Source organism: Streptomyces sp. NPDC051677 (assembly GCF_044453465.1).
GTDB lineage: Bacteria > Actinomycetota > Actinomycetes > Streptomycetales > Streptomycetaceae > Streptomyces.
Genome location: NZ_JBITCT010000059.1, coordinates 28,714 through 50,398, shown reverse-complemented (window position 1 = coordinate 50,398; position 21,685 = coordinate 28,714). Strand labels below are relative to the sequence as shown.

Sequence of the window (21,685 nt, the reverse complement as noted above, 5' to 3'; positions counted from 1 at the left end):
CGGGTCCTCCTGCCTCTTCGGGCACGGACTCCGGGGCCTGTCGATGACGACAGCTTGTACGGGCAACAGCACCGGGGGCGACGCCGGACAGACTCGTCCGCGGACGAGTACATATACGGCGGCGCGCACGAATGCCCGCCCGCCGCGCACTGCCTCCCATCCGGACTTTAACCGTCGGTCCAGGAATTTCACCTGGTCAACCGGCCGCTGGAAGCGACCGGGTCGCGGACTGTAACCGCCGGTTCGGACTTTCACCGACCCCGGAGTGCGCTGCTTTAGGTACACGGCCAGTGTGCCACGGCCGACAGGCGTCCATACAGGTGAAGGGTGTGGGGTGGCTCACAGGCCGTCAGGCCCGGTTCGGACCGGGGCCGGTCCCGGACGGTTCCCACCCCTTGACGTATTGGTTCCCACCCATTGACGTATGGTTCCCACCCATTGACGTACTGGTCTAGTCCTTTCTAGGGTCTGCGGTGTGCGGCCCGGTGGCGGTGACGACGGCCCTTGCCCGCCGCCGGGTCTCCTCGGGCCGGCCGGTCGCGGCTCTGACAGGGTGATCCCATGACGACCGCGAGCGCCGACGAGTTCGAGGCCCACCGCCCCCGGCTGTTCGGGCTGGCCTACCGGATGCTGGGCTCGGCGCACGAGGCCGAGGACATGGTCCAGGACGCCTACCTGCGGTTCAGCGGAGCCGACCGCACGGACATCACGTATCCGGCGGCCTGGCTTGCGAAGACCGTCACCCACCTCTGCCTGAGCCGGCTGACCTCGGCCCGGGCGCGCCGTGAGCGCTATGTCGGGACCTGGCTGCCGGAGCCGGTCGTCACCTCGGACGGCGCGCTCGGCCCGCTGGAGTCGGCGGAGCAGCGCGACGCGGTGTCGCTGGCGATGCTGGTGCTGCTGGAGCGGCTCACCCCCACGGAGCGGGCGGTGTACGTGCTGCGGGAGGCGTTCGCCTACGGGTACCGGGAGATCGCCGAGGTGCTCGACCTGAGCGAGGCCAACTGCCGTCAGCTGCACCGGCGGGCGGAGCAGCGGCTGACCGCGGCGGAACGGCGCTTCGAGGCGGCTCCGGCGCGGCAGGAGGAGCTGGTCGCCTCGTTCGTGACGGCCGCCCGGGACGGGGACCTCGCCACGCTGGAGCAGCTGCTCGCGGCCGACGTCACCTGGTGGAGCGACGGCGGCGGCCGGGTCACCGCGGCCCGGCGGCCGATCCTGGGCCGCGAGAAGGTGCTGCGCTTCCTGGCCGGCGTGCTCCGGAACTTCCCGACCCGTCCCGCCTTCACGACCGTCGAGCTCAACGGCGCGCCGGGCCTGCTCGTCCGGGACGGCGGCGAGCTGGTGGCCGCGCTCGGGTTCGAGTACCTGGGCGGGGAGATCGCGGGGGTGCAGGCCGTGATGAATCCGGAGAAGCTGGACTTCGTGGAGCGTCAGGCCGGGCGGGTGTAGCGACGGCTGTCACATTCTGCGGGGGCTGTTCGGTCTCAGCTGCCGAAGGGCGTTCCGACCGGGAGCGTCCGGTGTCCGAAGGGGCTGAACAGCATGAGCACGATCCTGGTGACCGGTGGCAGTGGAACCCTCGGTCGGCTCGTCACCGCGCGGCTGCGGGCGGACGGGCACGAGGTGCGGGTGCTGAGCCGGCACTCCGAGCCGTACGCCGTCGACCTGCGCAAGGGCGGGGCCGGGCTGGACGCGGCCGTCGCGGGCGTGGACACGATCGTGCACTGCGCGAGCACACCGCGCGGAGGTGACGAGCAGGCGGCCGCGCACCTGATCGCCGCCGCGCGCAAGGCCGGGGTGGGGCACCTGGTCTACATCTCGATCGTCGGGGTGGACCGGGTGCCGTACGGCTACTACCAGGCGAAGCTCGCCGTGGAGAGGCAGGTGGAGGAGTCGGGGCTCGGCTGGACCGTGCTGCGGGCGACCCAGTTCCACGACCTGCTGGTCCAGGTGTTCCGGACGCTGGCCAAGGCGCCGGTGCTGATCCTGCCGGCCGGGGTGAGCGACCAGCCGGTGGAGGTGGCGGAGGTCGCGGACCGGCTCGCGGAACTGGCGACGGGAGCGCCGGCGGGGCGGGTCGACGACATGGCCGGGCCCGAGGTCCGCACGGCCGAGTCGCTGGCCCGCGCGTTCCTGAAGGCGAGCGGCAGGCGGCGCCCGGTGGTGAACGTGCCCCTGTGGGGCGCGGCCTACCGGGGCTTTCGCACCGGAGGCCACCTGGCCCCGGAACGGGCGGTGGGAAAGGGCACGTTCGAGGACTACCTGACGACCCGGGCCCACCGCTGACTCCCCCTGAGCGCCCCTGACTCTCCCCGACCACCCCTGACTCCCCCCGACCTGCTTCGGCCCCCGCGCCGCCGCGCCCCGAAACCCTGCGGCCCGCCGCCGCTACCGCCCCCCGAACAGTTCGTCCTGGGCCGACTCGCGGGCCGTGAGCAGTGCGCCGCGCAGGACCGCGGCGCCGCCGAGGGTGCTGGGGCGGACCTCCGTGGGGAGGGGGGCCAGGCGGCGGAGGCGTTGGGCCACCCGGTCGGCGAGCGCCGCACCGCCGGCCTGTCCGACCTCGCCGCCGAGGACCACACAGCCGGGGTCGAGGACGGCGACGACGGAGGCGACGCCGAGGGTGAGCCGGTCGGCGAGGGCGTCGAGGAAGCGGTCGGCGGCGGCGCCGGGAGCCGGCTGCACCGCCTGCCGGACCAGTGCCGCCGCCACCGGCTCGGCGGGGTGGGCGGCCGCCGCCGTCAGGCCGTGCTCCCCCGCCAGTGCGGCGATCGCCGCCGAGCCGGCCAGGGAGTGGAAGCCGCCCTCGCAGTCCGTCGCCGAGGGCAGGCCGCCGGTGCCCGGGACCGGCAGGAAGCCGATCTCGCCGGTGCCGCCGGAGGCCCCGCGCCGCAGGGCGCCGTCCAGGACGACGGCCGCGCCGATGCCGTGGCCGAGCCACAGCAGGACGAAGGTGTCGCGGTCCCGGGCGGCGCCCTCGCGCTGTTCGGCCAGGGCGGCGAGGTTGGTCTCGTTCTCGACGTGCGCGCGAGCGAGCGGGAATCGTTCCTGCAGGGCGGCCACCAGGCGGCGGTGCCACTCGGGCAGGCCGCGGGAGTCGCGCAGTTCGCCGCAGGCCGGGTCGATCAGGCCGGGCGCGCCGATGCCGAGGGTGTGCAGCCGGTCGGCTCCGGCCTCCTTCGTCGTCCGCTCGACCAGGGTGACCGCCTGTTCCACGGCCGTCCCGGTGCCCGTGTCGCCGCCGATCGGCACGGACGCCTCAGCGAGCACCCGGCCTACCAGGTCCGAGACCAGCACGGCGACGCCGTCCGTGCGCACGTCCAGCGCGGCCAGATGGGCGCGGTCGGCGACGATGCCGTAGAGCCGGGCGTTGGGTCCGCGGCGTTGCTCGCCCGCCTCTCCGACGACGTCGATCAGACCGGCGGCGGCGAGGCGTTCGACGAGGTCGGCGACGGTGGGCCGGGACAGGCCGGTGAGCTGCTTCAACTGCCCTGCCGTCAACGGGCCTTCGTGTTGCAGCAGCCGCAGGGCGAGCCGGTCGTTGATGGCCCGGGCGGTGCTCGGGGATGCGGGCATGGCGGGAATCCTCCCACGGCGGTCGAGGGCTCCAGGCGGCCGTCGTGGCGCCCTCTATTTATCAGGCAGGGTTCCTGATAGTTTACGTCAGCGTCGCGACGGAGCGGCGCACGGTCTGGAGGCGGAAGAATGAGCGGGGTGGCCGAAGTGATCCACGCACCGACGGAGGTACGGCGTGCCCGGTACGCCGTGGCGGCCGTGTTCACCGTGCATGGCGCGGTCACCGGTTCGTTCGCCACCCGGGTGCCGTGGATCCAGGACCACGCCGGCGTGTCCACCGGCCAGCTCGGGTTCGCGCTCGCCTTCACGGCGTTCGGTGCGGCCTGCGCGATGCCGCTGGCCGGCTCGGTCACCCACCGTTTCGGCAGCCGTGCGGCCCTGCGCGGACTGCTCGCCCTGTGGACGCTGGCGCTGACGCTGCCCTCTCTGGCCCCCAACCTGCTCACGCTCTGCCTGTCGATGTTCGTCTACGGAGCGACCTCCGGCATGGCCGACGTCGCGATGAACGCGCTCGGCGTGGAGGTGGAGCGGCTGCTGGGCAGGTCGATCATGTCGGGGCTGCACGGGATGTGGAGCGCGGGCGCCCTGATCGGCTCGGCGGGCGGGACGCTCGCCGCGCACCTGGGGTCGGACGCCCGCCTGCACCACCTGCTGGCGGCGGCCGTCCTGACCGTCCTCGGCCTGCTGGTCTGCCGTTGGGTGCTGGACCTGCGGCCCACCGAGGACGAGGAGCCGCCCCCGCGGTTCGCGCTGCCGCCCCGCTCGGCGCTGCTGATCGGCGCGGTCGGGTTCTGCGCGGTCTTCGCGGAGGGCGCGAGCCTGGACTGGTCGGCCGTCTACCTGCGCGACGAGCTCGACTCGTCGGCCGGGGTCGCGGCGGCCTGCACGACCGGCTTCATGTTCACGATGGCGGTGGCCCGGATCGCGGGCGACGCGGTGGTGAACCGGTTCGGCGCGGTGCGTACGGTCCGGGCGGGCGGCGCCCTCGCCGCGCTGGGCGGGCTGCTGATCGTCGTCGCGGGGCGCCCGGCGGTGGCGATGGGCGGGTTCGGGCTGATGGGGCTGGGCATCGCGGTCGTCGTACCGCTGTGTTTCGCCGCGGCCGGCCACAGCGGGCCGAACCCCAGCCAGGCCATCGCGGGGGTCGCGACGATCACGTACACCTCCGGGCTGATCGCCCCGAGCCTGATCGGCGGGGTGGCGCAGGCGAGCAGCCTGATGGTGTCGTTCGGCGTGGTGACGGCGCTGTCGTGCGGGCTCGCGGTGTTCGCGCCGGTGCTGCGGGGCGGCGACGGGCGGACGGGCGCGAAGGTCAGCCCGCAGGCCGCAGCAGTGCCCGACCCGCGGCCCTGAAGGCGTCGCTCCACGGCGTGGGGCGCAGGGTGCTCGCGTCGAGGCGCACCAGAACGCGGGTGCCCCGCGCGTACGTCGTGGCGCCGTCCGCCGAGCAGAACCGGAACCCGTACGTCAGGCCCGTGGCGCCCAGCCGCTCCAGCCAGAGGTGGACGGCGTAGGCGCCGGTGCGGGTGACCGGGGCCTCGTAGCCGATCAGCAGTTCCTTCACCACGTTGCAGGCGTCCCCGGCGCTCACCCAGTCGCCTTCGAAGCGCACGCCGTTGGCCTGCCAGAACTCCGTCCAGGCCCGCTCGACGAGCAGCGGGTAGCGGGCGTTGTGCAGCATGCCGAGCGCGTCCAGGTCGTCGAAGTGGACGGCGACGGGGATCAGCCGGCCGTAGGACAGGGCGGGGGCGATCGGGGCTTCGGCGGTCACGGGTGGGACTCCTGTGTATGTATGGGGCAAGGGTTACCATCCTAGGGCTGGCTAAGCGGTCGCTCACCGCACGCCTCGTTCCCCCGTTCCGGGGAAGCGTCGGGCCCGCCGGCACGCGGGCCCGCCCAGGACTGCGACGCTGCCCCCATGCCGCACTTGGAACAGTCCACCGCTCCCGTCGGGACAGACGTCGAGCCGCGCGTAGACACGATCGGCACGAGCGTCGACGACGTGCTCGACCGGATGCGTGCCCTCGATGCCGCCCTGCCTGCCTGGGACGGGATCGCGGTCTTCAACCGGGTCTACCTCGCGGTGACCCGGGAGGTGGGCCGGCGCATCGACTCGGGCCGCTTCCCGGACCCGCGGTCCGCCGCCACACTGGACGTACGGTTCGCGGAGCGCTACCTGAACGCCGTGGAACCCGCGCCGGTCGACCGGCGCCCACCGGCCTGCTGGCGTCCGCTGCTGCAGTTCCGCCGCCACCCGGGCGTACGCCCCCTGCAGTTCGCACTCGCGGGCATCAACGCGCACATCGGGCACGACCTCGCGCTCGCCGTCGTGGACGCCTGTCATAGCCTCGGCTGCGAACCGGCCGAGCTGGAGGACGAGTTCGACCGTGTGGGCGATCTCCTCGTCTCCCTGGAGGAACGCATCCGCGAGGAACTGATGCCGGGCCCCGACCTGTTGCAGATCGCCGACCCCCTCACCCACCTGCTCGGCTCCTGGAGCCTGGAACGCGCCCGGGACGCCGCCTGGACGGCGGCCCGAGCGCTGTGGGCGCTGCGCCGGCTCCCCGACGTCGCCGAGGAGTTCACCGTGCGGCTGGACACCGCCGTCGGCTTCGCGGGCCGCATGCTGCTCACCCCGCTGTGAGACCTCGTGCGACGAGGTCTCAGTCCTCCGGGAGTTCCACCGGCGCGATCTCGTCGTACACGTCGCCCGGGCCCGGGTTGCTCGCGTCGGTCGCCCCGCCGAAGTGGTGCATGACGCCCCAGACCGCGTTCAGCGCGGTCTGGACGGCGCCCTCGGCCCAGCCGGCCGTCCAGGAGATGTCGTCGCCGGCGAGGAAGACGCCCCGCTTGTCCTCGGGCAGCCGGTCCTGCATGAAGTGCGTGAACAGGCGCCGCTGGTAGCGGTAGTGGCCGGGCAGGTTGGCCTTGAACGCGCCCATGAAGTAGGGCTCGTTCTCCCAGGAGACGGTCACCGGGCTGCCGATGACGTGCTTCCTGATGTCGACCTTCGGGTAGATCTCGCCGAGCGACTTCAGCATGACCTCCATCCGCTCGTTCGCGGACAGCGGCAGCCACTTCAGGCTGTCGTCGCACCAGGTGTAGGAGAGGCAGATGACGGCGGGCCTGCCCGGGCCGTCGTCGAGGAGGTAAGTCCCGCGCGTCATACGGTCGGTGAGGGTCATCGACATGACGTCACGGCCGGTCGGATTTCCCCTGTCGTCGACGGCCTTGTCCAGCCAGAAGGGCCGGTCGACGGGCACGAAGAGCTTCGAGGACTCCATGTAGTGCGTGCGCTCGATCGCCGTCCAGTGGTCGATCGGGAAGAGCGAGTCGTCGCAGGCGATCTTCGACAGCAGCATCCAGGACTGGGCGGTGAAGATCGCCGCCGGGTAGGTGCGGATGTCGCCGTTCGCGTCCGTCACGGTGATCCGGTTGCCCGCCGTGCGGTGCAGCCGGGTCACGGCCGGGCGGGGCTCGCCGCCCTCGTGCAGGCTCGCGAGCGAGGTCCCGTACGGCCAGTGGACGATCTTCTCCGGCTCGCGCTCCCAAAGGCGCAGCGGCAGCTGCTGGGAGCCGCCGACGATGCCCCGGTGGTGGTCGTCGGCCTCGGTGTAGACGACGCGCAGGATCTCCAGGATGGAGTTCGGGAAGTCGGTGTCCCAGCCGCCGGTGCCGAAGCCGACCTGGCCGAAGATCTCGCGGTGGCGGAAGGACCTGAAGGCCTCGGAGTCGCAGAGGAAGCCGTAGAAGGTCTGGTTGTCGAGCTTCTCGACGAGCCTCGCCCAGATCTCCCGGATGCGCGGCACGTCCCGCTCCCGCAGGGCGCGGTTCATGTCGGAGAAGTCGGCGCCGTCCTCCAGGCACGTGTTCCAGGCGTCGGCGACGTCGCGGTAGACCTGCGGGAGGTCCTCGGCGGTCTCGGCGTAGTGCGACTCGCCCTTGAGGTCGACGACCGTCGAAGGGGTCGCCTCGGCGAGGGGGTTGGGGAAGGGGCGGGTCTGCAGGCCCACCAGGTCGATGTAGTGCTGGAGGGCTGTGGAGGAGGGCGGGAAGCGCATCGCGCCCATCTCGGCGGTGAGCGACGGGTCGCAGCCGTCGAAGCCCACCGTGCGCAGTCGCCCGCCGATCCGGTCGGCCTCGTAGACGACCGGCTTCAGGCCCATCTTCATCAGCTCGTACGCGGCCACGATGCCCGACAGCCCGCCGCCGATGACGGCCACCTCGGCGCCGTGCTCGGTCGCGGGGATCTGGCCGAGCCCCGCCGGGTGGGCGAGGAAGTCGTCGTACGCGTACGGGAAGTCCGGGCCGAACATGGTGATCGGCGACTGCTGCTCGTCTGCGTGCTCGACGGCGTTGGGCACGGTGGACGTCATGGGGTACGGACTCCTAGCACGGGAAATGAGGGGGAGGGCGTCAGACCAGGGACCGGTAGAGGCCGGGGCGGCGGTCCTTCAGATACGGGTTCGCCTCGCGGGAGGCGGCGAGGGCGACCGGGTCTGCGTCGGCGAACAGCAGTTCCTCGCCGCGTCCGGCGCGGGCCCGGGCGACCCCGTCCGGGCCGGCCAGGGCGGAGCGGCCGACGAACTCGAACTCCCCTTCCTGGCCTACCCGGTTGACGTAGGCGACGTACATCTGGTTCTCGAAGGCGCGCACCGGGATCATCGACTCGGCGACGAACTGGAAGGGGTGCATCTGCGCGGTCGGCACGACGAGGAGGTCGGTGCCGGCGAGCGCGTGGAGGCGGACGTTCTCCGGGAACTCGACGTCGTAGCAGATCATGAGGCCGACGGTGAGGCCGTTCAGCTCGGCCTGGACGACCGGCTGTTCGCCGGGCGTGAAGTGCTCGTGCTCGAAGCAGCCGAAGAGGTGGGTCTTGCGGTACCCGGCGAGCCGGGCGCCGTCGGCGGAGACGAGCTGGGCCGCGTTGTAGACCGTCTCGCCGTCGCGCTCCGGGTAGCCGTACGCGATCGCGAGCCCGTGCCGGGCGGCGAGCTCGGCGATCGCGTCCGCGGAGTCCCCGTCGGCGGGCTCGGCGAGGCGGGCGATGTCGTCGCCGATCGCGTACCCGGTGAGGAACAGCTCCGGCGCGACCAGCAGCCCGGCGCCCGCGGCGGCGGCCCGGCCGGCGGCCTCGTCGAGGACCTTGAGGTTCTCGACGACCGAGCCGGGGCGGCCGGAGCTCTGGAGCAGGGCGGTGCGCATGCGTGATCCTCACCGGTACGACGGGGTCGGGGGGCCGTTCGCGGGGCCGTTCGGGCGGCCGTTCGCGGGGCCAGATAGACGGTACGGTCGGCCGCGCGGGCCGGACAAGAAGGAGCCGTTGCGCGCCGGTGAGCGGTTCGTTGCGTGCGTCGGGGCTCGGGCGGCGATTCGTTGCGCGGCCTCACTTCCGCCGTCCCCCGGCCACGATCAGCGCCGTCACCAGGTACGGCACGGCGCACAGCGCGAAGACGGCGCCGTGGGAGAAGGCCGACCCGAGGGCGCCGTACGCGCCGTAGACGCCGATGGTCAGCAGCTCCGTGCCGAGGCCCGCGACGGAGGTGACGGTGGCCCGGCCGGCGCCCTCGATGCGCTGCTGGAGCCGGACGTCGGCCAGGACGGTCGCGAGCTGGAAGCCGCCGAAGGCGAGGGCGACGAGGACGATGCCGGCCGGCTTGCCCGTCAGCGCGCCGGCCGCCAGAGCGAGCGCGGCGCCTGCGAGGAGCGCGGCGAGGCCGTTGCCGTCGAGGCGCTCGGCCCTCCCGGAGAGCAGGCTGCCGGCCGTGACGCCGGCCCAGATCACGACGAGCAGGTAGGGGACGGCGGCGGCCGGTACGCCGGTCTCCCTGACCAGCAGCGAGGTGTACTCGTCGAGCGCGCTCCACACCGCCGTGACGGCCGGAACCAGCAGCAGGGCGCCGAGGACGGCGCGGTCCCCGCGGACGTCGGCGAGTCCGGCGCGCAGGGTGGCGGCGAGGCCGTCGTCGCTCTCGGCGTCCGGGGTCCGGTGCTCGGGAAAACGGGTCGCGGTCGCGGCGCAGAGCAGACAGGCCAGCACGCTCGCCGCGCCGACGGCCGGGTATCCGCCGAGCGCGAAGACCGGCCCGGCCAGGCCCATGGCCGCCATGACGGCCACCTGGCCGACCGCGTGCGCACGGCCCATGACCCGGGCGTACCCGTCCCCCGCGCCGACCCGGTCCAGCTCCTCGTACACCAGCGCCTCCAGCGCCCCGGAGCCCAGGGCGCCGCGCGCGCCCCACAGCACGAAGCCGGCCGCGAAGGCCCAGTACGAAGGGAACAGCACCCACAGCGCGAAGCCGGCCCCGCCCAGCAGCGGGCCGAGCCACAGCAGCAGCCGGCGCGAGACGGCGTCCGCCCAGGCGCCCGAGGGGACCTCCAGCAGGACGCCGGTCAGCGACCACAGGACGAAGAGGGAGGAGATCTGCCCCACCGACAGGCCGCTGTCCGCCATCAGCAGGACGTACACGGGGTAGAGCAACACGAACTCGTCGAGGAACGCGTACGCGTACAGCGTGGCGGTCAGTCGACGGGTGCCGGGGCCGGTTGTGGATCAATGTCGCCAGGTCATGTCACCGATGGTAGACACGCCCCGCCCCGCCGCCCAGCGATTTACCGGCGACGACGGGGGCGGCTCGGGCCGGCTCAGGGCGGCTGACGTCGCCTCAGGTCGGCGAACCCGACGAGAAGCGGCGCAGCAGAGGCGACAGCACCAGGACCGACTTCGTGCGCTCCACGAACGGCTCCCCCGCGATGCGCTCCAGCACGCGTTCGAAGTGCCGCATGTCGGCGGCGAAGACCTGGGCGACGGCGTCCGCCTCCCCGGTGACGGTGGAGGCGGCCACGACCTCCTGGTAGCGCTCCAGGCCCCGCTGGATGGTCTCCGGGGAGGTGTTGCGCCGGCAGTAGATCTCGACGAACCCCTCGGTTTCCCAGCCGAGGGCCGCCGGGTCGACGCGTACGGTGAAGCCGGTGATGGCGCCGGTGGCGCGCAGCCGGTCCACGCGCCGTTTCACGGCGGGCGCGGACAGGCCGACCAGGTGCCCGATGTCCGCGTAGGAGCGGCGGGCGTCCTCGGCGAGGGCGTGGACGATGCGTTCGTCGAGATCGTTCAGCACAGTGGGTCGATCACTTCTCGGATGGTGCGGGCGCTGCGAGTCGGAAGCGGCGGTGGCCGTAGAGGAAGTAGAACACGGGCCCACCGCCATCCAGACAGCCCGGCCTGCGGAGCTACCAACTGGAGTGCAGCGGCTTGCCCTCCGCATAGCCGGCCGCGCTCTGGATCCCCACGACGGCCTTCTCGGCGAACTCCTCGAGGGAGCCCGCGCCCGCGTACGTGCAGGAGGAGCGGACGCCCGCGATGATCGAGTCGATCAGGTCCTCGACGCCCGGGCGGGCCGGGTCGAGGAACATCCGGGAGGTGGAGATGCCCTCCTCGAACAGCGCCTTGCGGGCCCGGTCGTACGCCGACTCCTCGGATGTGCGGTTGCGGACGGCCCGCGCGGAGGCCATGCCGAACGACTCCTTGTACGGGCGGCCGTCCGCGTCGTGCTGGAGGTCGCCCGGGGATTCGTAGGTGCCCGCGAACCAGGACCCGACCATCACGTTGGACGCGCCGGCCGCCAGTGCCATCGCGACGTCGCGCGGGTGGCGGACACCGCCGTCGGCCCACACGTGCTTGCCGTACTTCCTCGCCTCGGCGGCGCACTCCAGGACGGCCGAGAACTGGGGCCGGCCCACGCCGGTCATCATGCGGGTGGTGCACATGGCGCCGGGCCCGACGCCGACCTTGATGATGTCGGCGCCCGCGTCGATCAGGTCCTTGACGCCCTCGGCGGAGACGATGTTGCCGGCCACGATCGGCACCCGCGGGTCGAGGGCGCGCACGGTGCGGATCGCGCCGATCATCGACTCCTGGTGGCCGTGCGCGGTGTCGATGACGAGCGTGTCCACGCCCGCGTCGAGCAGCTGCTTGGCCTTGCCCGCCACGTCGCCGTTGATGCCGACGGCCGCCGCGATGCGCAGCCTGCCCTGTCCGTCGACGGCCGGCGTGTACAGCGTGGCGCGCAGGGCGCCCTTGCGGGTGAGGATGCCGGCGAGCTTGCCGTCCTTGCCGACCGCCGGGGCGTAGCGCCGGTTGGCCGCGTCGAGGGTGTTGAAGGCCTCGCGCGGGTCGATGTCGGCGTCGAGCAGCAGCAGGTCCCGGGACATGACGACCTCGAGCTGCGTGAAGCGGTCGACGCCGCTGAGGTCCGCGTCGGTGACGACGCCGACGGGACGGAAGTCCTCGTCGACGACCACACCCGCGTTGTGCGCCCGCTTGGGCAGCAGGGCCAGCGCGTCGGCCACCGTCTGGTGCGGGGCGAGCACGATCGGGGTGTCCAGCACCAGGTGACGGCTCTTGACCCAGGAGACGACGTCGGTGACGACGTCGATCGGAATGTCCTGCGGGATCACGACGAGCCCGCCGCGCCGGGCCAGGGTCTCGGCCATCCGGCGACCGGCGACGGCGGTCATGTTGGCGACGACCAGCGGGATAGTGGTGCCCGTGCCGTCCGGGGCGGAGAGGTCCACGGCCTGACGCGAGCCGACCGCGCTGCGGCTCGGCACCATGAAGACGTCGTCGTAGGTCAGGTCGTAGGCGGGCTGGATGTCGTTGAGGAAACGCACGTGCTGCACATCCCGGTCGTTCAGAGGTGACCCCCGGACAGGTCAGCCAGGGGGAGAAGCACGTACTTCATTCTCCCACGAAGGCCCGGCCGCAATGCCCGGACAGAACGTCCAAGCAGCTCACGGGGGTCTTGGGAGGATCCTCCGAAGACGGTGGGTCAGGCGCCGCGTCGGCCGGTCAGCCGCGACACGAGGGAGGCGACGGCCGCAAGCGGGCCGCCCCCCTGCCGCGCCAGTGCGAGGGAGTCGCGCACCGCCGTGAAGCCGTAGTCCACCATGTCCGCCTCGTAGCGGTCGATCGCCTCCAGCAGATCCCGCTCGCCGTCGGCCGCCGCCGTCAGCTCGGAGCACAGCAGCCCGGCGTCCTTGAGGGCGATGTTGGCCCCGGAGCCCCGGCTCGGCGGCATCGCGTGGATGGCGTCCCCGAGCAGCGTCACCGCGGTGGCCGGCCAGCGCTCGATCGGGTCCGACGTACGGATGTTCAGGAAGAACGTGTCCTCGGGACAGGCGCCCTCGACCAGCGCCCGCAGATCGGGGGCCCAGCCGCGCACCAGCCGCTCCCCCACCTCCAGCAGCCCGGGGCCGTCCATGGCCCGCATCCGCTCGTCGGCCAAGAACGCCTTGCCCTTCCCCGACAGCGCCCACATCACGTACGAACCGGCGTCCTTGAAGTCCGCCGCGGGCCACAGCCGGGCGGCAGCCTCGGCGGGCGGCTCCTGGAACTGCACCAGCCCGAGGGCCATGCCCAGGTTGCGCGACCCCACCACGGCGGCGAAGCCGTCCCACAGCATCTTCGGCAGCCGGCCCCGTATCTCGTCGGTGAGCGGCGTCTTCCCGTACAACGCCCGGTCGCCGGTGTCCCGGACACGGGCGTGCGGCAGGTACTGGCCGCGGATGCGGGAGCCGGCCCCGTCGGCCGCCACCAGGACGTCCGCGGTGTCCTCGGCGCCGTCGGCGAAGAACGCCCGTACGGTCTTGCCGGAACCGTCGGCGTCGTGTTCGTAGCGGACGAACGTCCTGCCGAAGTGGACGACGTCCTCCAGCCCCGCCAGCAGGATCGTCCGCAGGACGAAGCGGTCCACCGACGTGTTGACCCGGGCGGGGACGGACAGGTCCGGCTCGGGGAACTGCACCCTGTGCAGCTGCTTGAGCTGCTTGGTGACCACGGTGACCTGCCGGCTGGGCCGGCTGGTGGTCGCCGTGAACAGGGCGTAGAGCTCCGGCGGAAGACAGGCGTGCAGCCCCTGGGCGGCCCGTCCGTCCAGATGGAGCCGATATCCCTGACGGCGGGCGTCCAGTGCCGCGTCCCGCTCGTAGACGGCGACCTCGACACCCGCCCGCCTGAGGCCCTGTGCCAGGCACAGGCCACCCAGGCCGGCTCCGACGATCACCACGCGCATCAGCAGTCCGTCCTGTCCGTGACGTCAGCCCTCCCGCACCGCCCGGCCCTTTTCCGAACGGCAACCAGGCGCGTGCGCACGGTTGTTGACCGGGCGGACGGGCGGGGCCACCGACACTATCGCGCGGCCCGGCGCCCGGATGGGGGATGGATCGGGTTCCGGGGGTCGAGCCCGCTGACCGTCGCGGTCGGGGCGACCGTGGAGGCCACGAGCCGACGGTGTGCGGGCGGCGCCGCCGGGTCGGTGGAGGCGTATACCCGGGCAGTGGTCGCGGTGGCGCTCGCGGTCCAGGTCAGCTGGTAGGTCCCGGCCGCGTCGCGGACGGCCTGGGCGTCGGCCACCGCTGCCGGAGCCGTGGCGGTGAGCGCACCGATCGGCTGAGCGGCGGTGGGGCCGGCCGCGGCCGGCCCCACCCCGCCGGTCAGAGGGGCGAGCACGACGCCGCAAGCGAGGGCCCCGCCGGAAGGGCACGGTTTCCCGGGGCCGACGGCAGGACGAGGGTTTACGGACTCAGCGTCGTGGTCCTGGGTGGAGGACGGCTCCATGTCCGATCAAGCCGACGCCGCCACGCCCCCGCGCGAGCGGAGGCGCAGCCGTCAACCGAGCGCCAGGACCACCTCCAGCGGCTGCGCGGCGCCGCGCAGCCGCTGGACGGCCTCGGTGAACACCTCCTGCGCGATGGTCCACTCCTGCGGCGCGGCCAGCGCGTACTCCTGCCACGCCCGCACCACGATCAGCCGGCGGTGCGCGGCCGGCGTCGCGGGCAGGTCGGTCAGACAGTCGGCGAGGGCGTCCCAGTTGCGGCCGAAGTAGTCGGGCAGGCCCAGCGCGCGGGCGCAGCGGTCCATGAACGCGGGTTTGTCGGTGACGCCGGTGAGGTCGAGTTCCGTATGGCCCCAGCCCCCGGCGCCGAGGACCTCGGCGAGCGTCGCGTCGGTCATCTCAGTACCGCCCCGAACATCCGGTTGTGATCACCGCTGTAGTAGACCTCACGGCGATCGCCGTGACAATGAGCCGACCCGTGCCCCCGGCGGGGCGCACGCCCTGCCCCTGCACGGACGACGGCCGTGGCGGCACGCGCTCGGCGCCGCCACGGCCGTCCCGGCATGACACTCCCTCAGATCCCGTCCGGGTCCGCCCGGTTGAGGGCCGGCTTCGGCGTCGGCCCCGCCGTCATCAGGTAGTCGGCCGCCGACGTGTCCGTCACCAGGCTGGTGACGAGCCCGGAGCGCAGCACCGCGTCGATCGCGGCCGCCTTGCGCTGACCGCCGGCTATGGCGACGACCTCGGGGACCCGGCGCAGCTGGTCGGTCTTGACCGTGATGCACCGCTCGCCCAGGTCGCGGCCGACCCTGCGGCCCTCGGCGTCGAAGAGGTGCGCGGACATCTCGGCGGCGACGCCGAGCGAGGCGTAGTGCGACCGCTCCTCGTCGCTGAGCATGTCGTGCACCGTCGAGATGCCCGGCTCCCAGGAGCCGATGGAGACACAGGCGACCGTGACCTTGTCGAAGTACTCGAAGGCCCGGGCGATCCCGGTCTGGTGGCGCAGGGCCTGCGCGGTCGCCGCGTCCGGCAGCAGCATCGGCGCGTAGATGGGGTGCGCGTCGCCGCCGGACACCTGTGCGGCGCGGCGGACGGCCTCGACCGAGCCGCGTTCGGCGGTCCCGGCGTCGTACACACCCGTCAGCTGCACGACCGTGCAGGGCGGCAGCCGGTCCAGCGCCGCCGCCATGTGGATGGTGGACCGGCCCCAGGCCAGCCCCAGCACATCCCCCTCGTTGACCAGTTCGCCGAGCAAATCGGCGGCCACTTCCCCCAGGTTCTCGGGGTCCGTGGTCTCCTCGGCCTCGGCCGGGGACTCGACCACGACGGCATGCCTGAGGCCGTAGCGGGCGCGGAGCGCGTCGGAGCGCTCGGCGTCCAGCTCGGCCGGCACGCGGATCTCGATCCGTACGAGATCCCGTTCGAGGGCGGTCTCCAGGACCCGGGCCACCTTGAAGCGGCTGACGCCGAACTCCTCCGCGATCTGGATCTTGGACTTTCCCTCGAGGTAGAAGCGGCGGGCCATGGCCGCCGCCTGCACCAGCTCAGCGGGTCCCATCCGCATGGCTGACCGGCCCGCCGACATACCCGACACGGCGATCTCCTCACTGCTGTTCACACTCTGGATACGCCGTTCATCCTCGCAGATCCGGCGCAGTTGATCAGCTCTGATGGGAGCCGTTCACATTCCTGTCGGCAAGTGGTTGGTTCAGTGTTCACATGCCCACGAGGCTCCGGCGGTAGCCGCCGCCGCCTGAGCCCGCAGGCCACGGACCGCTTCGGCCGGGTCGGCGGCGCCGTACACCGCCGAGCCGGCCACGAACACGTCGGCGCCCGCCTCGGCGCACCGCTCGATCGTGGCGGCCGAGACCCCGCCGTCGATCTGGAGCCACAGGTCGAGGCCGTGCTTGCTGATCAGCTCGCGGGTGCGGCGGATCTTGGGAAGCATGATGTCGAGGAACGCCTGTCCCCCGAAGCCCGGCTCGACCGTCATGATCAGCAACATGTCGAGCTCGGGCAGCAGGTCCTCGTACGGCTCGATGGGCGTCGCGGGCCTGAGGGCCATGGAGGCACGGGCGCCCTTCGCGCGGATCTCGCGGGCGAGCCGCACCGGCGCGGCGGCCGCCTCGACGTGGAAGGTGACGGACGAGGCGCCCGCCTCGACGTACTGCGGGGCCCAGCGGTCGGGGGCCTCGATCATCAGATGGCAGTCCAGCGGAATGTCCGTCGCACGGGCCAGTGACTCCACGACCGGCACACCGAGCGTGAGGTTCGGGACGAAATGGTTGTCCATGACGTCGACGTGGAGCCAGTCGGCTCCCTCGACCGCCTTCGCCTCGTCCGCGAGGCGGGCGAAGTCGGCGGACAGGATGCTGGGGTTGATCTGCGCGGCCATGACCCAAGCCTGCCATGCCTTCCGGGGGTCAGGCGCATCGGTCCTGGGGAGCTGCGGTGCGTTGTCCGGCGCAGGCCGTGGGTGGCTTGTTCGCGCCGCGGCCGAGTCCACGCAGGAACTGGAGAAAATTGGAGATCTGAGGCCTTCACCGAGCCCTTTGCATGACCATGCGAGTTGATGCATAATCTTCCTATGTCCAAGGTCCTCACCTCCCTTCCCGCCGGCGAGCGCGTCGGCATCGCCTTCTCCGGCGGGCTCGACACCTCCGTCGCGGTCGCGTGGATGCGCGACAAGGGCGCCGTCCCGTGCACCTACACCGCCGACATCGGCCAGTACGACGAGCCCGACATCGCCTCGGTGCCCGGCCGCGCGAAGACCTACGGCGCCGAGATCGCGCGCCTGGTCGACTGCCGTGCCGCCCTGGTCGAGGAGGGCCTGGCCGCGCTCACCTGCGGCGCGTTCCACATCCGCTCCGGCGGGCGCGCCTACTTCAACACCACGCCGCTCGGCCGTGCCGTCACCGGCACCCTCCTGGTCCGGGCGATGCTCGAGGACAACGTCCAGATCTGGGGCGACGGCTCGACGTTCAAGGGCAACGACATCGAGCGGTTCTACCGCTACGGCCTGCTCGCCAACCCGCACCTGCGCATCTACAAGCCCTGGCTGGACGCGGACTTCGTGACCGAGCTCGGCGGCCGCAAGGAGATGTCGGAGTGGCTGGTCGCCCACGACCTGCCCTACCGGGACAGCACGGAGAAGGCGTACTCCACCGACGCCAACATCTGGGGCGCCACCCACGAGGCCAAGACCCTGGAGCACCTGGACACCGGCGTCGAGACCGTCGAGCCCATCATGGGCGTGCGGTTCTGGGACCCGTCCGTCGAGATCGCCGCCGAGGACGTGACGATCGGCTTCGACCAGGGCCGCCCGGTGACGATCAACGGCAAGGAGTTCTCCTCCCCCGTCGACCTGGTGATGGAGGCCAACGCCATCGGCGGCCGGCACGGCCTCGGCATGTCGGACCAGATCGAGAACCGGATCATCGAGGCGAAGAGCCGCGGCATCTACGAGGCGCCGGGCATGGCCCTCCTGCACGCCGCCTACGAGCGCCTGGTCAACGCGATCCACAACGAGGACACCCTCGCCCAGTACCACAACGAGGGACGGCGCCTGGGCCGCCTGATGTACGAGGGCCGCTGGCTGGACCCGCAGGCGCTGATGATCCGCGAGTCGCTCCAGCGCTGGGTCGGCGCAGCGATCACCGGCGAGGTCACCCTGCGGCTGCGCCGCGGCGAGGACTACTCGATCCTCGACACGACCGGCCCGGCGTTCAGCTACCACCCGGACAAGCTCTCCATGGAGCGCACCGAGGACTCGGCCTTCGGCCCCGTCGACCGCATCGGCCAGCTGACCATGCGCAACCTCGACATCGCCGACTCGCGCGCCAAGCTGGAGCAGTACGCCGGCCTCGGTCTGATCGGCACCGGCAGCCCCACCATCGGCGCCTCCCAGGCAGCCGCGACCGGTCTGATCGGCACCATGCCGGAGCTGCCGCAGGGCGGCGCCGAGGTCATCGCCTCGCGCGGCGAGGTCTCCGAGGCCGACGAGCTGCTGGACCGCGCCGCGATGGAGTTCGGCACGGACTGACCCCGACGGGAACGCAGTACGGACGAAAGGGCCGGCCCGACGCCGTTGCGTCGGGCCGGCCCTTTCGTCCGCTCCGGCCTCAGCCGGTCTTCCTGATCAGCGCCAGGTACATGGCGTCGGTCCCGTGCAGATGCGGCCACAGCTGGACGTCGGGTCCGTCGCCGAGCGCCGGTACGCCGGGCAGCAGGGGCCGGGCGTCGATCAGCTCGGCCTGCGGGAACTGCTTGAGCAGGTCGGCGACCACCGCCCGGGTCTCGGCGAGGTGCGGCGAGCACGTCGCGTACCCGACGACGCCCCCGACCCGGACGGACTCCAGCGCGGTCCGCAGCAGCCCGCGCTGCAGCGGACCGAACCCGTCGAGGTCCTCCGGCCGACGCCGCCACCGCGCTTCGGGCCTTCGCCGCAGGGCGCCTAGCCCCGTGCACGGAACGTCCATCAGCACCCGGTCGAAGGAGCCGGGCCGCCACGGCGGCCGGGTCCCGTCGGCGGCGATGACCTGATAGGGCCCGGGGTTGCCGGCCAGGGCCTTGGCGACGAGCCCCGCCCGGTGCGGCTGCTTCTCGGAGGCGAGGAGAGCGGCGCCACGCTCGGCGGCGAGGGCGGCGAGCAGCGCGGCCTTGCCGCCGGGCCCGGCGCACCCGTCCAGCCACTTCGTGTCGGAGCCGTCGAGCGGCGCGTTGGCGAGCGCGAGCGCCACGAGCTGACTGCCCTCGTCCTGCACCCCCGCCCGCCCGTCCCGTACGGCGTCGATGGCGCCGGGCTCGCCGCCCTCGGTGAGCCGCACGGCGTACGGCGACCAGCGCCCGGCGACCGCGGCCTCCTCCCGCAGCAGCTCCTCGGTCGTGGCGCGGCCGGGCCGGGCGACCAGCGTCACCTCGGGCCGCTCGTTGTCGGCCTCCAGCAGCTCCTCGATGCCGGCCCGCCCGCCGCCGAGGGAGTCCCACAGCGCGGAGACGACCCAGCGGGGATGCGAGTGCACGACGGCGAGGTGGTCCTCGGGGTCGTCGTCGTAGGGCGGGGCGACCTTCTCGACCCACTCGTCGAGATCGTGCTGGGCGACCTTGCGCAGCACCGCGTTGACGAACTTGGCGCGCCCGTCGCCGAGCACGACCCGGGCGAGCTCGACGGAGGCGGAAACGGCGGCATGCGTCGGGATGCGTGTCCCGAGCAGCTGGTGCACCCCGAGACTCAGCACATCGAGCACCGGCGGATCGACCTCGCGCAGCGGCCGGTCGACACACGCCGAGATGACCGCGTCGTACGTCCCCTGCCGGCGCAGCGTCCCGTAGACCAGCTCGGTGGCGAGAGCCGCGTCACGCCCGTCGAAGCCCCCCTTCTCTCGCGCCTTGCGCAGCAACGGCGGCAGCACGAGGTTGGCGTACGCGTCCCGCTCGTCCACCGCCCGCAACACCTCGAAGGCGAGAAGACGGACAGGATCCTTCTGGGGCCGACGGTAGGGCTTGCCCGGCTTGCGGGAACCCTGGGACTGATCGCTCACGAAAAAGGTGCTCCGGATTACAGGATGAGATGCGCAGACTGACGTTCCAGCGTACGTCGGCGAGGGCGGCGAGAGGCCGGCCGGGCTTACGCCCCCACGGTCTCGCCCGCCCCGATCCGGACGCCGCGCGCCCAGTCGGCGGCCCGCATCGGCTTCTTGCCCTGCGCCTGCACCCACATCAGCTCGACCGCGTACGAGCCGGTGCCGACGTGCACGCTGTTCTTGCCGACGGACAGTGCGCCGGGGGCCAGATCCGTCCGCTCGGGAACCGGCTGGACCTGGATGAGCTTGAGGCGCTCGCCGCGGAAGGTCGTCCAGGCGCCCGGCGCGGGGGTGCAGCCGCGCACGACGCGGTCGACGCGCAGGGCCGGGGTGGCCCAGTCGATCTGGGCGTCCTCGACGGTGATCTTCGGCGCGAGAGTGATCCCCTCGCCCGGCTGCGGCACGGCCTTCAGGCGGCCGTCCGCGATCCCGTCCATGGTCGCGGCGAGCAGTCCGGCGCCGGCGAAGGCGAGCCGGGTCAGCAGGTCACCGCTGGTGTCGGTGGACCGGATCTCCTCGGTGACCGTCCCGTACACCGGCCCCGAGTCGAGCCCCTCCTCGATGAGGAAGGTGGAGGCGCCGGTGATCTCGTCCCCCGCCATGATCGAGTGCTGTACGGGAGCGGCGCCGCGCCAGGCGGGCAGCAGCGAGAAGTGCAGGTTGACCCAGCCCTGGGCCGGGATGTCCAGCGCCTCCCTGGGCAGCAGCGCCCCGTAGGCCACGACGGGGCAGCAGTCCGGCGCGATCTCCCGCAACCGCGCCAGGAACTCCGGGTCCCGGGGTTTGAGGGGCTTCAGCACCTCGATGCCCGCCTCCTCCGCCCGCTGGGCGACAGGAGAAGCGATCAGCCGCCGCCCCCGCCCGGCCGGAGCGTCTGGCCGCGTGACGACAGCGGCCACCTCGTGCCGCCCGGAGGCGAGCAGAGCGTCCAGAGCGGGAACGGCGACCTCGGGGGTACCGGCGAAGACGAGCTTCATGAGTGGGCGGGGCCTCTCGGACGGTTCGAATGACGGGCGACGCACAAGTTTATGGGGCGGGAACGACCGACGCCCCGGCGCCCGAGGGAAGGCCGCCGACGGCGAGAACCCCCACAGGAGACCCGCACCATCTGCGTCCAACCGGAAACGAGCGGTGCGTGGGAGACAACAGCGGCGAGGGCCGCGGGCCGAGCCGCGTGCACCCCGCCCCGGGGGGCGTACGCATATGCCCATACGCCCCCACACCGTGACCAGCGGAGCGAACCCGCGTTGGTCAAGAAAGAGTTGACCACACCTACTTCAACGCCGGTTCGAGAGGCTTGTTCATGGCCGACCATGCAACCCACGACGCCCAGGCCCGGGCCAGCCTGCACTTGCTGGTGCGGGACATCGAGCGCGTCCGCCGGCAGGTGGACGCACTGCGCACCCTCACCGCCCAGCTGGGCAACGTCTACCGCCCCCGCCGCTCCGGCCCCTCCACGGGCTTCGTCGTCTACGGACGCGCCCCCGCCCCCACGGTCCGCCTGGCCCAGGAACTGCGGGACAGCGTCGAGGCCCTGGTCACCGCGGCGGTGGACTTCGACCGTTCACTCGGCTTCTCATGGGACGCGGTGGGCTCCGCACTCGGGGTCACCAAGCAGGCCGTCCACCGCCGTTACGGCGCCCGCCGCGCCGCAGCCCAGGCGACCACCACCGAGGCCGACCGCCCGACGGAGCCGACCGGCGCCCGCGCGGTCGGAGTGACCACGGGCCTCCCGACGGTTCCCACGGTTCCCGCCGCCCGCTCGATGCCGACCCAGCCGACGGCCGGCAGCCCGGCCCTGCGGGACGAGGCAAGGCCGACCGCCTTCCCCGGCCCGCGCAGCGGCTGACGCACCCCGCCCGCCCTCACACCACCCCCCACACAGCACCGCCCCACCCTGCCCTCTCGGCCCGA

20 protein-coding genes and 1 riboswitch are annotated in these 21,685 nt (G+C 72.7%); of the genes, 6 read left to right on the top strand and 14 right to left on the bottom strand.

Features of this window, described 5'->3' with window-relative positions; genetic code table 11:
- Positions 1-142: 142 nt before the first annotated feature.
- Positions 143-273: riboswitch (FMN riboswitch) on the bottom strand.
- Positions 274-561: 288 nt separating this feature from the next.
- On the top strand, positions 562-1,449 hold the full coding sequence (locus ACIBAF_RS42340) for an RNA polymerase sigma-70 factor (RefSeq protein ID WP_399470928.1): 888 nt from the start codon (positions 562-564) through the stop codon (positions 1,447-1,449).
- Positions 1,450-1,542: 93 nt separating this feature from the next.
- Complete coding sequence (locus tag ACIBAF_RS42335) at positions 1,543-2,286, top strand: SDR family oxidoreductase (protein ID WP_399470926.1); 744 nt, start codon at positions 1,543-1,545, stop codon at positions 2,284-2,286.
- A 102-nt stretch (positions 2,287-2,388) separates the two neighbouring features.
- Here the strand turns inward: ACIBAF_RS42335 and ACIBAF_RS42330 are convergent, their stop codons facing one another.
- Positions 2,389-3,576: an ROK family transcriptional regulator gene (locus ACIBAF_RS42330; protein WP_399470924.1), complete on the bottom strand. Its 1,188-nt coding sequence runs from the start codon at positions 3,574-3,576 to the stop codon at positions 2,389-2,391.
- A gap of 129 nt (positions 3,577-3,705) precedes the next feature.
- Between ACIBAF_RS42330 and ACIBAF_RS42325 the strand changes: the two genes are divergently transcribed.
- Complete coding sequence (locus tag ACIBAF_RS42325) at positions 3,706-4,929, top strand: MFS transporter (RefSeq protein ID WP_399470922.1); 1,224 nt, start codon at positions 3,706-3,708, stop codon at positions 4,927-4,929.
- On the opposite strand, the gene ACIBAF_RS42320 is transcribed toward ACIBAF_RS42325, so the two are convergent.
- Positions 4,889-5,347, bottom strand: coding sequence for an acyl-CoA thioesterase (locus ACIBAF_RS42320; RefSeq protein ID WP_399470920.1), 459 nt, complete (start codon positions 5,345-5,347; stop codon positions 4,889-4,891). The genes ACIBAF_RS42325 and ACIBAF_RS42320 overlap by 41 nt on opposite strands.
- A gap of 243 nt (positions 5,348-5,590) precedes the next feature.
- Here ACIBAF_RS42320 and ACIBAF_RS42315 point away from each other — a divergent pair, with 243 nt between their 5' ends.
- Entirely contained in the window at positions 5,591-6,220 is a 630-nt protein-coding gene (locus ACIBAF_RS42315) for a DUF5995 family protein (RefSeq protein ID WP_399470949.1), read from the top strand.
- Between the two features lie 19 nt (positions 6,221-6,239).
- Here ACIBAF_RS42315 and ACIBAF_RS42310 read toward each other — a convergent pair whose 3' ends face one another.
- The 10 genes from ACIBAF_RS42310 to rpe form a co-directional block, all read right to left on the bottom strand.
- On the bottom strand, positions 6,240-7,952 hold the full coding sequence (locus ACIBAF_RS42310; RefSeq protein WP_399470918.1) for a flavin monoamine oxidase family protein: 1,713 nt from the start codon (positions 7,950-7,952) through the stop codon (positions 6,240-6,242).
- 40 nt (positions 7,953-7,992) lie between these two features.
- Positions 7,993-8,781 (bottom strand): carbon-nitrogen hydrolase family protein, encoded by a 789-nt coding sequence (locus ACIBAF_RS42305; protein WP_399470916.1) that lies wholly within the window; start codon positions 8,779-8,781, stop codon positions 7,993-7,995.
- A 181-nt stretch (positions 8,782-8,962) separates the two neighbouring features.
- Entirely contained in the window at positions 8,963-10,102 is a 1,140-nt protein-coding gene (locus ACIBAF_RS42300) for an MFS transporter (RefSeq protein WP_399470947.1), read from the bottom strand.
- 139 nt (positions 10,103-10,241) lie between these two features.
- A complete protein-coding gene (locus ACIBAF_RS42295) occupies positions 10,242-10,694 on the bottom strand; it encodes an Lrp/AsnC family transcriptional regulator (protein ID WP_055638498.1) in 453 nt (150 codons plus the stop codon).
- Between the two features lie 112 nt (positions 10,695-10,806).
- Entirely contained in the window at positions 10,807-12,246 is a 1,440-nt protein-coding gene (locus tag ACIBAF_RS42290) for a GuaB1 family IMP dehydrogenase-related protein (RefSeq protein ID WP_399470945.1), read from the bottom strand.
- Between the two features lie 158 nt (positions 12,247-12,404).
- Positions 12,405-13,646 (bottom strand): FAD-dependent oxidoreductase, encoded by a 1,242-nt coding sequence (locus ACIBAF_RS42285; RefSeq protein WP_399470914.1) that lies wholly within the window; start codon positions 13,644-13,646, stop codon positions 12,405-12,407.
- A gap of 116 nt (positions 13,647-13,762) precedes the next feature.
- Positions 13,763-14,083 carry a hypothetical protein gene (locus ACIBAF_RS42280; protein WP_399470912.1) on the bottom strand — a complete coding sequence of 107 codons (321 nt, stop codon included), beginning with the start codon at positions 14,081-14,083 and terminating at the stop codon, positions 13,763-13,765.
- Positions 14,084-14,242: 159 nt separating this feature from the next.
- Positions 14,243-14,587, bottom strand: coding sequence for a barstar family protein (locus tag ACIBAF_RS42275; protein ID WP_399470910.1), 345 nt, complete (start codon positions 14,585-14,587; stop codon positions 14,243-14,245).
- Positions 14,588-14,763: 176 nt separating this feature from the next.
- Positions 14,764-15,807 carry a sugar-binding transcriptional regulator gene (locus ACIBAF_RS42270; protein WP_079663540.1) on the bottom strand — a complete coding sequence of 348 codons (1,044 nt, stop codon included), beginning with the start codon at positions 15,805-15,807 and terminating at the stop codon, positions 14,764-14,766.
- Positions 15,808-15,897: 90 nt separating this feature from the next.
- The gene (gene rpe, locus ACIBAF_RS42265) at positions 15,898-16,584 is read right to left on the bottom strand and encodes a ribulose-phosphate 3-epimerase (RefSeq protein ID WP_399470908.1); all 687 of its coding nucleotides are present in this window, start codon (positions 16,582-16,584) and stop codon (positions 15,898-15,900) included.
- 192 nt (positions 16,585-16,776) lie between these two features.
- Between rpe and argG the strand changes: the two genes are divergently transcribed.
- Positions 16,777-18,231, top strand: a complete 1,455-nt coding sequence (gene argG / locus ACIBAF_RS42260; RefSeq protein WP_399470906.1) for an argininosuccinate synthase — start codon at positions 16,777-16,779, stop codon at positions 18,229-18,231.
- Between the two features lie 79 nt (positions 18,232-18,310).
- Here the strand turns inward: argG and ACIBAF_RS42255 are convergent, their stop codons facing one another.
- Entirely contained in the window at positions 18,311-19,729 is a 1,419-nt protein-coding gene (locus ACIBAF_RS42255; RefSeq protein ID WP_399470904.1) for an RsmB/NOP family class I SAM-dependent RNA methyltransferase, read from the bottom strand.
- Between the two features lie 86 nt (positions 19,730-19,815).
- Positions 19,816-20,748, bottom strand: a complete 933-nt coding sequence (gene fmt / locus ACIBAF_RS42250; RefSeq protein ID WP_399470902.1) for a methionyl-tRNA formyltransferase — start codon at positions 20,746-20,748, stop codon at positions 19,816-19,818.
- Between the two features lie 326 nt (positions 20,749-21,074).
- Here fmt and ACIBAF_RS42245 point away from each other — a divergent pair, with 326 nt between their 5' ends.
- A complete protein-coding gene (locus ACIBAF_RS42245; protein ID WP_399470900.1) occupies positions 21,075-21,620 on the top strand; it encodes a hypothetical protein in 546 nt (181 codons plus the stop codon).
- Positions 21,621-21,685 lie beyond the last annotated feature (65 nt).

What these genes read in the sequence shown, in the direction of transcription:
- ACIBAF_RS42340 (WP_399470928.1), top strand. Translation starts at nt 562, where the DNA reads ATGACGACCGCGAGCGCCGACGAGTTCGAGGCCCACCGCCCCCGGCTG.
- ACIBAF_RS42330 (WP_399470924.1), bottom strand. Translation starts at nt 3,576, where the DNA reads ATGCCCGCATCCCCGAGCACCGCCCGGGCCATCAACGACCGGCTCGCC.
- ACIBAF_RS42310 (WP_399470918.1), bottom strand. Translation starts at nt 7,952, where the DNA reads ATGACGTCCACCGTGCCCAACGCCGTCGAGCACGCAGACGAGCAGCAG.
- ACIBAF_RS42325 (WP_399470922.1), top strand. Translation starts at nt 3,706, where the DNA reads ATGAGCGGGGTGGCCGAAGTGATCCACGCACCGACGGAGGTACGGCGT.
- ACIBAF_RS42315 (WP_399470949.1), top strand. Translation starts at nt 5,591, where the DNA reads ATGCGTGCCCTCGATGCCGCCCTGCCTGCCTGGGACGGGATCGCGGTC.
- argG (WP_399470906.1), top strand. Translation starts at nt 16,777, where the DNA reads ATGTCCAAGGTCCTCACCTCCCTTCCCGCCGGCGAGCGCGTCGGCATC.
- ACIBAF_RS42285 (WP_399470914.1), bottom strand. Translation starts at nt 13,646, where the DNA reads ATGCGCGTGGTGATCGTCGGAGCCGGCCTGGGTGGCCTGTGCCTGGCA.
- ACIBAF_RS42305 (WP_399470916.1), bottom strand. Translation starts at nt 8,781, where the DNA reads ATGCGCACCGCCCTGCTCCAGAGCTCCGGCCGCCCCGGCTCGGTCGTC.
- fmt (WP_399470902.1), bottom strand. Translation starts at nt 20,748, where the DNA reads ATGAAGCTCGTCTTCGCCGGTACCCCCGAGGTCGCCGTTCCCGCTCTG.
- ACIBAF_RS42335 (WP_399470926.1), top strand. Translation starts at nt 1,543, where the DNA reads ATGAGCACGATCCTGGTGACCGGTGGCAGTGGAACCCTCGGTCGGCTC.
- ACIBAF_RS42245 (WP_399470900.1), top strand. Translation starts at nt 21,075, where the DNA reads ATGGCCGACCATGCAACCCACGACGCCCAGGCCCGGGCCAGCCTGCAC.
- rpe (WP_399470908.1), bottom strand. Translation starts at nt 16,584, where the DNA reads ATGGCCGCGCAGATCAACCCCAGCATCCTGTCCGCCGACTTCGCCCGC.
- ACIBAF_RS42275 (WP_399470910.1), bottom strand. Translation starts at nt 14,587, where the DNA reads ATGACCGACGCGACGCTCGCCGAGGTCCTCGGCGCCGGGGGCTGGGGC.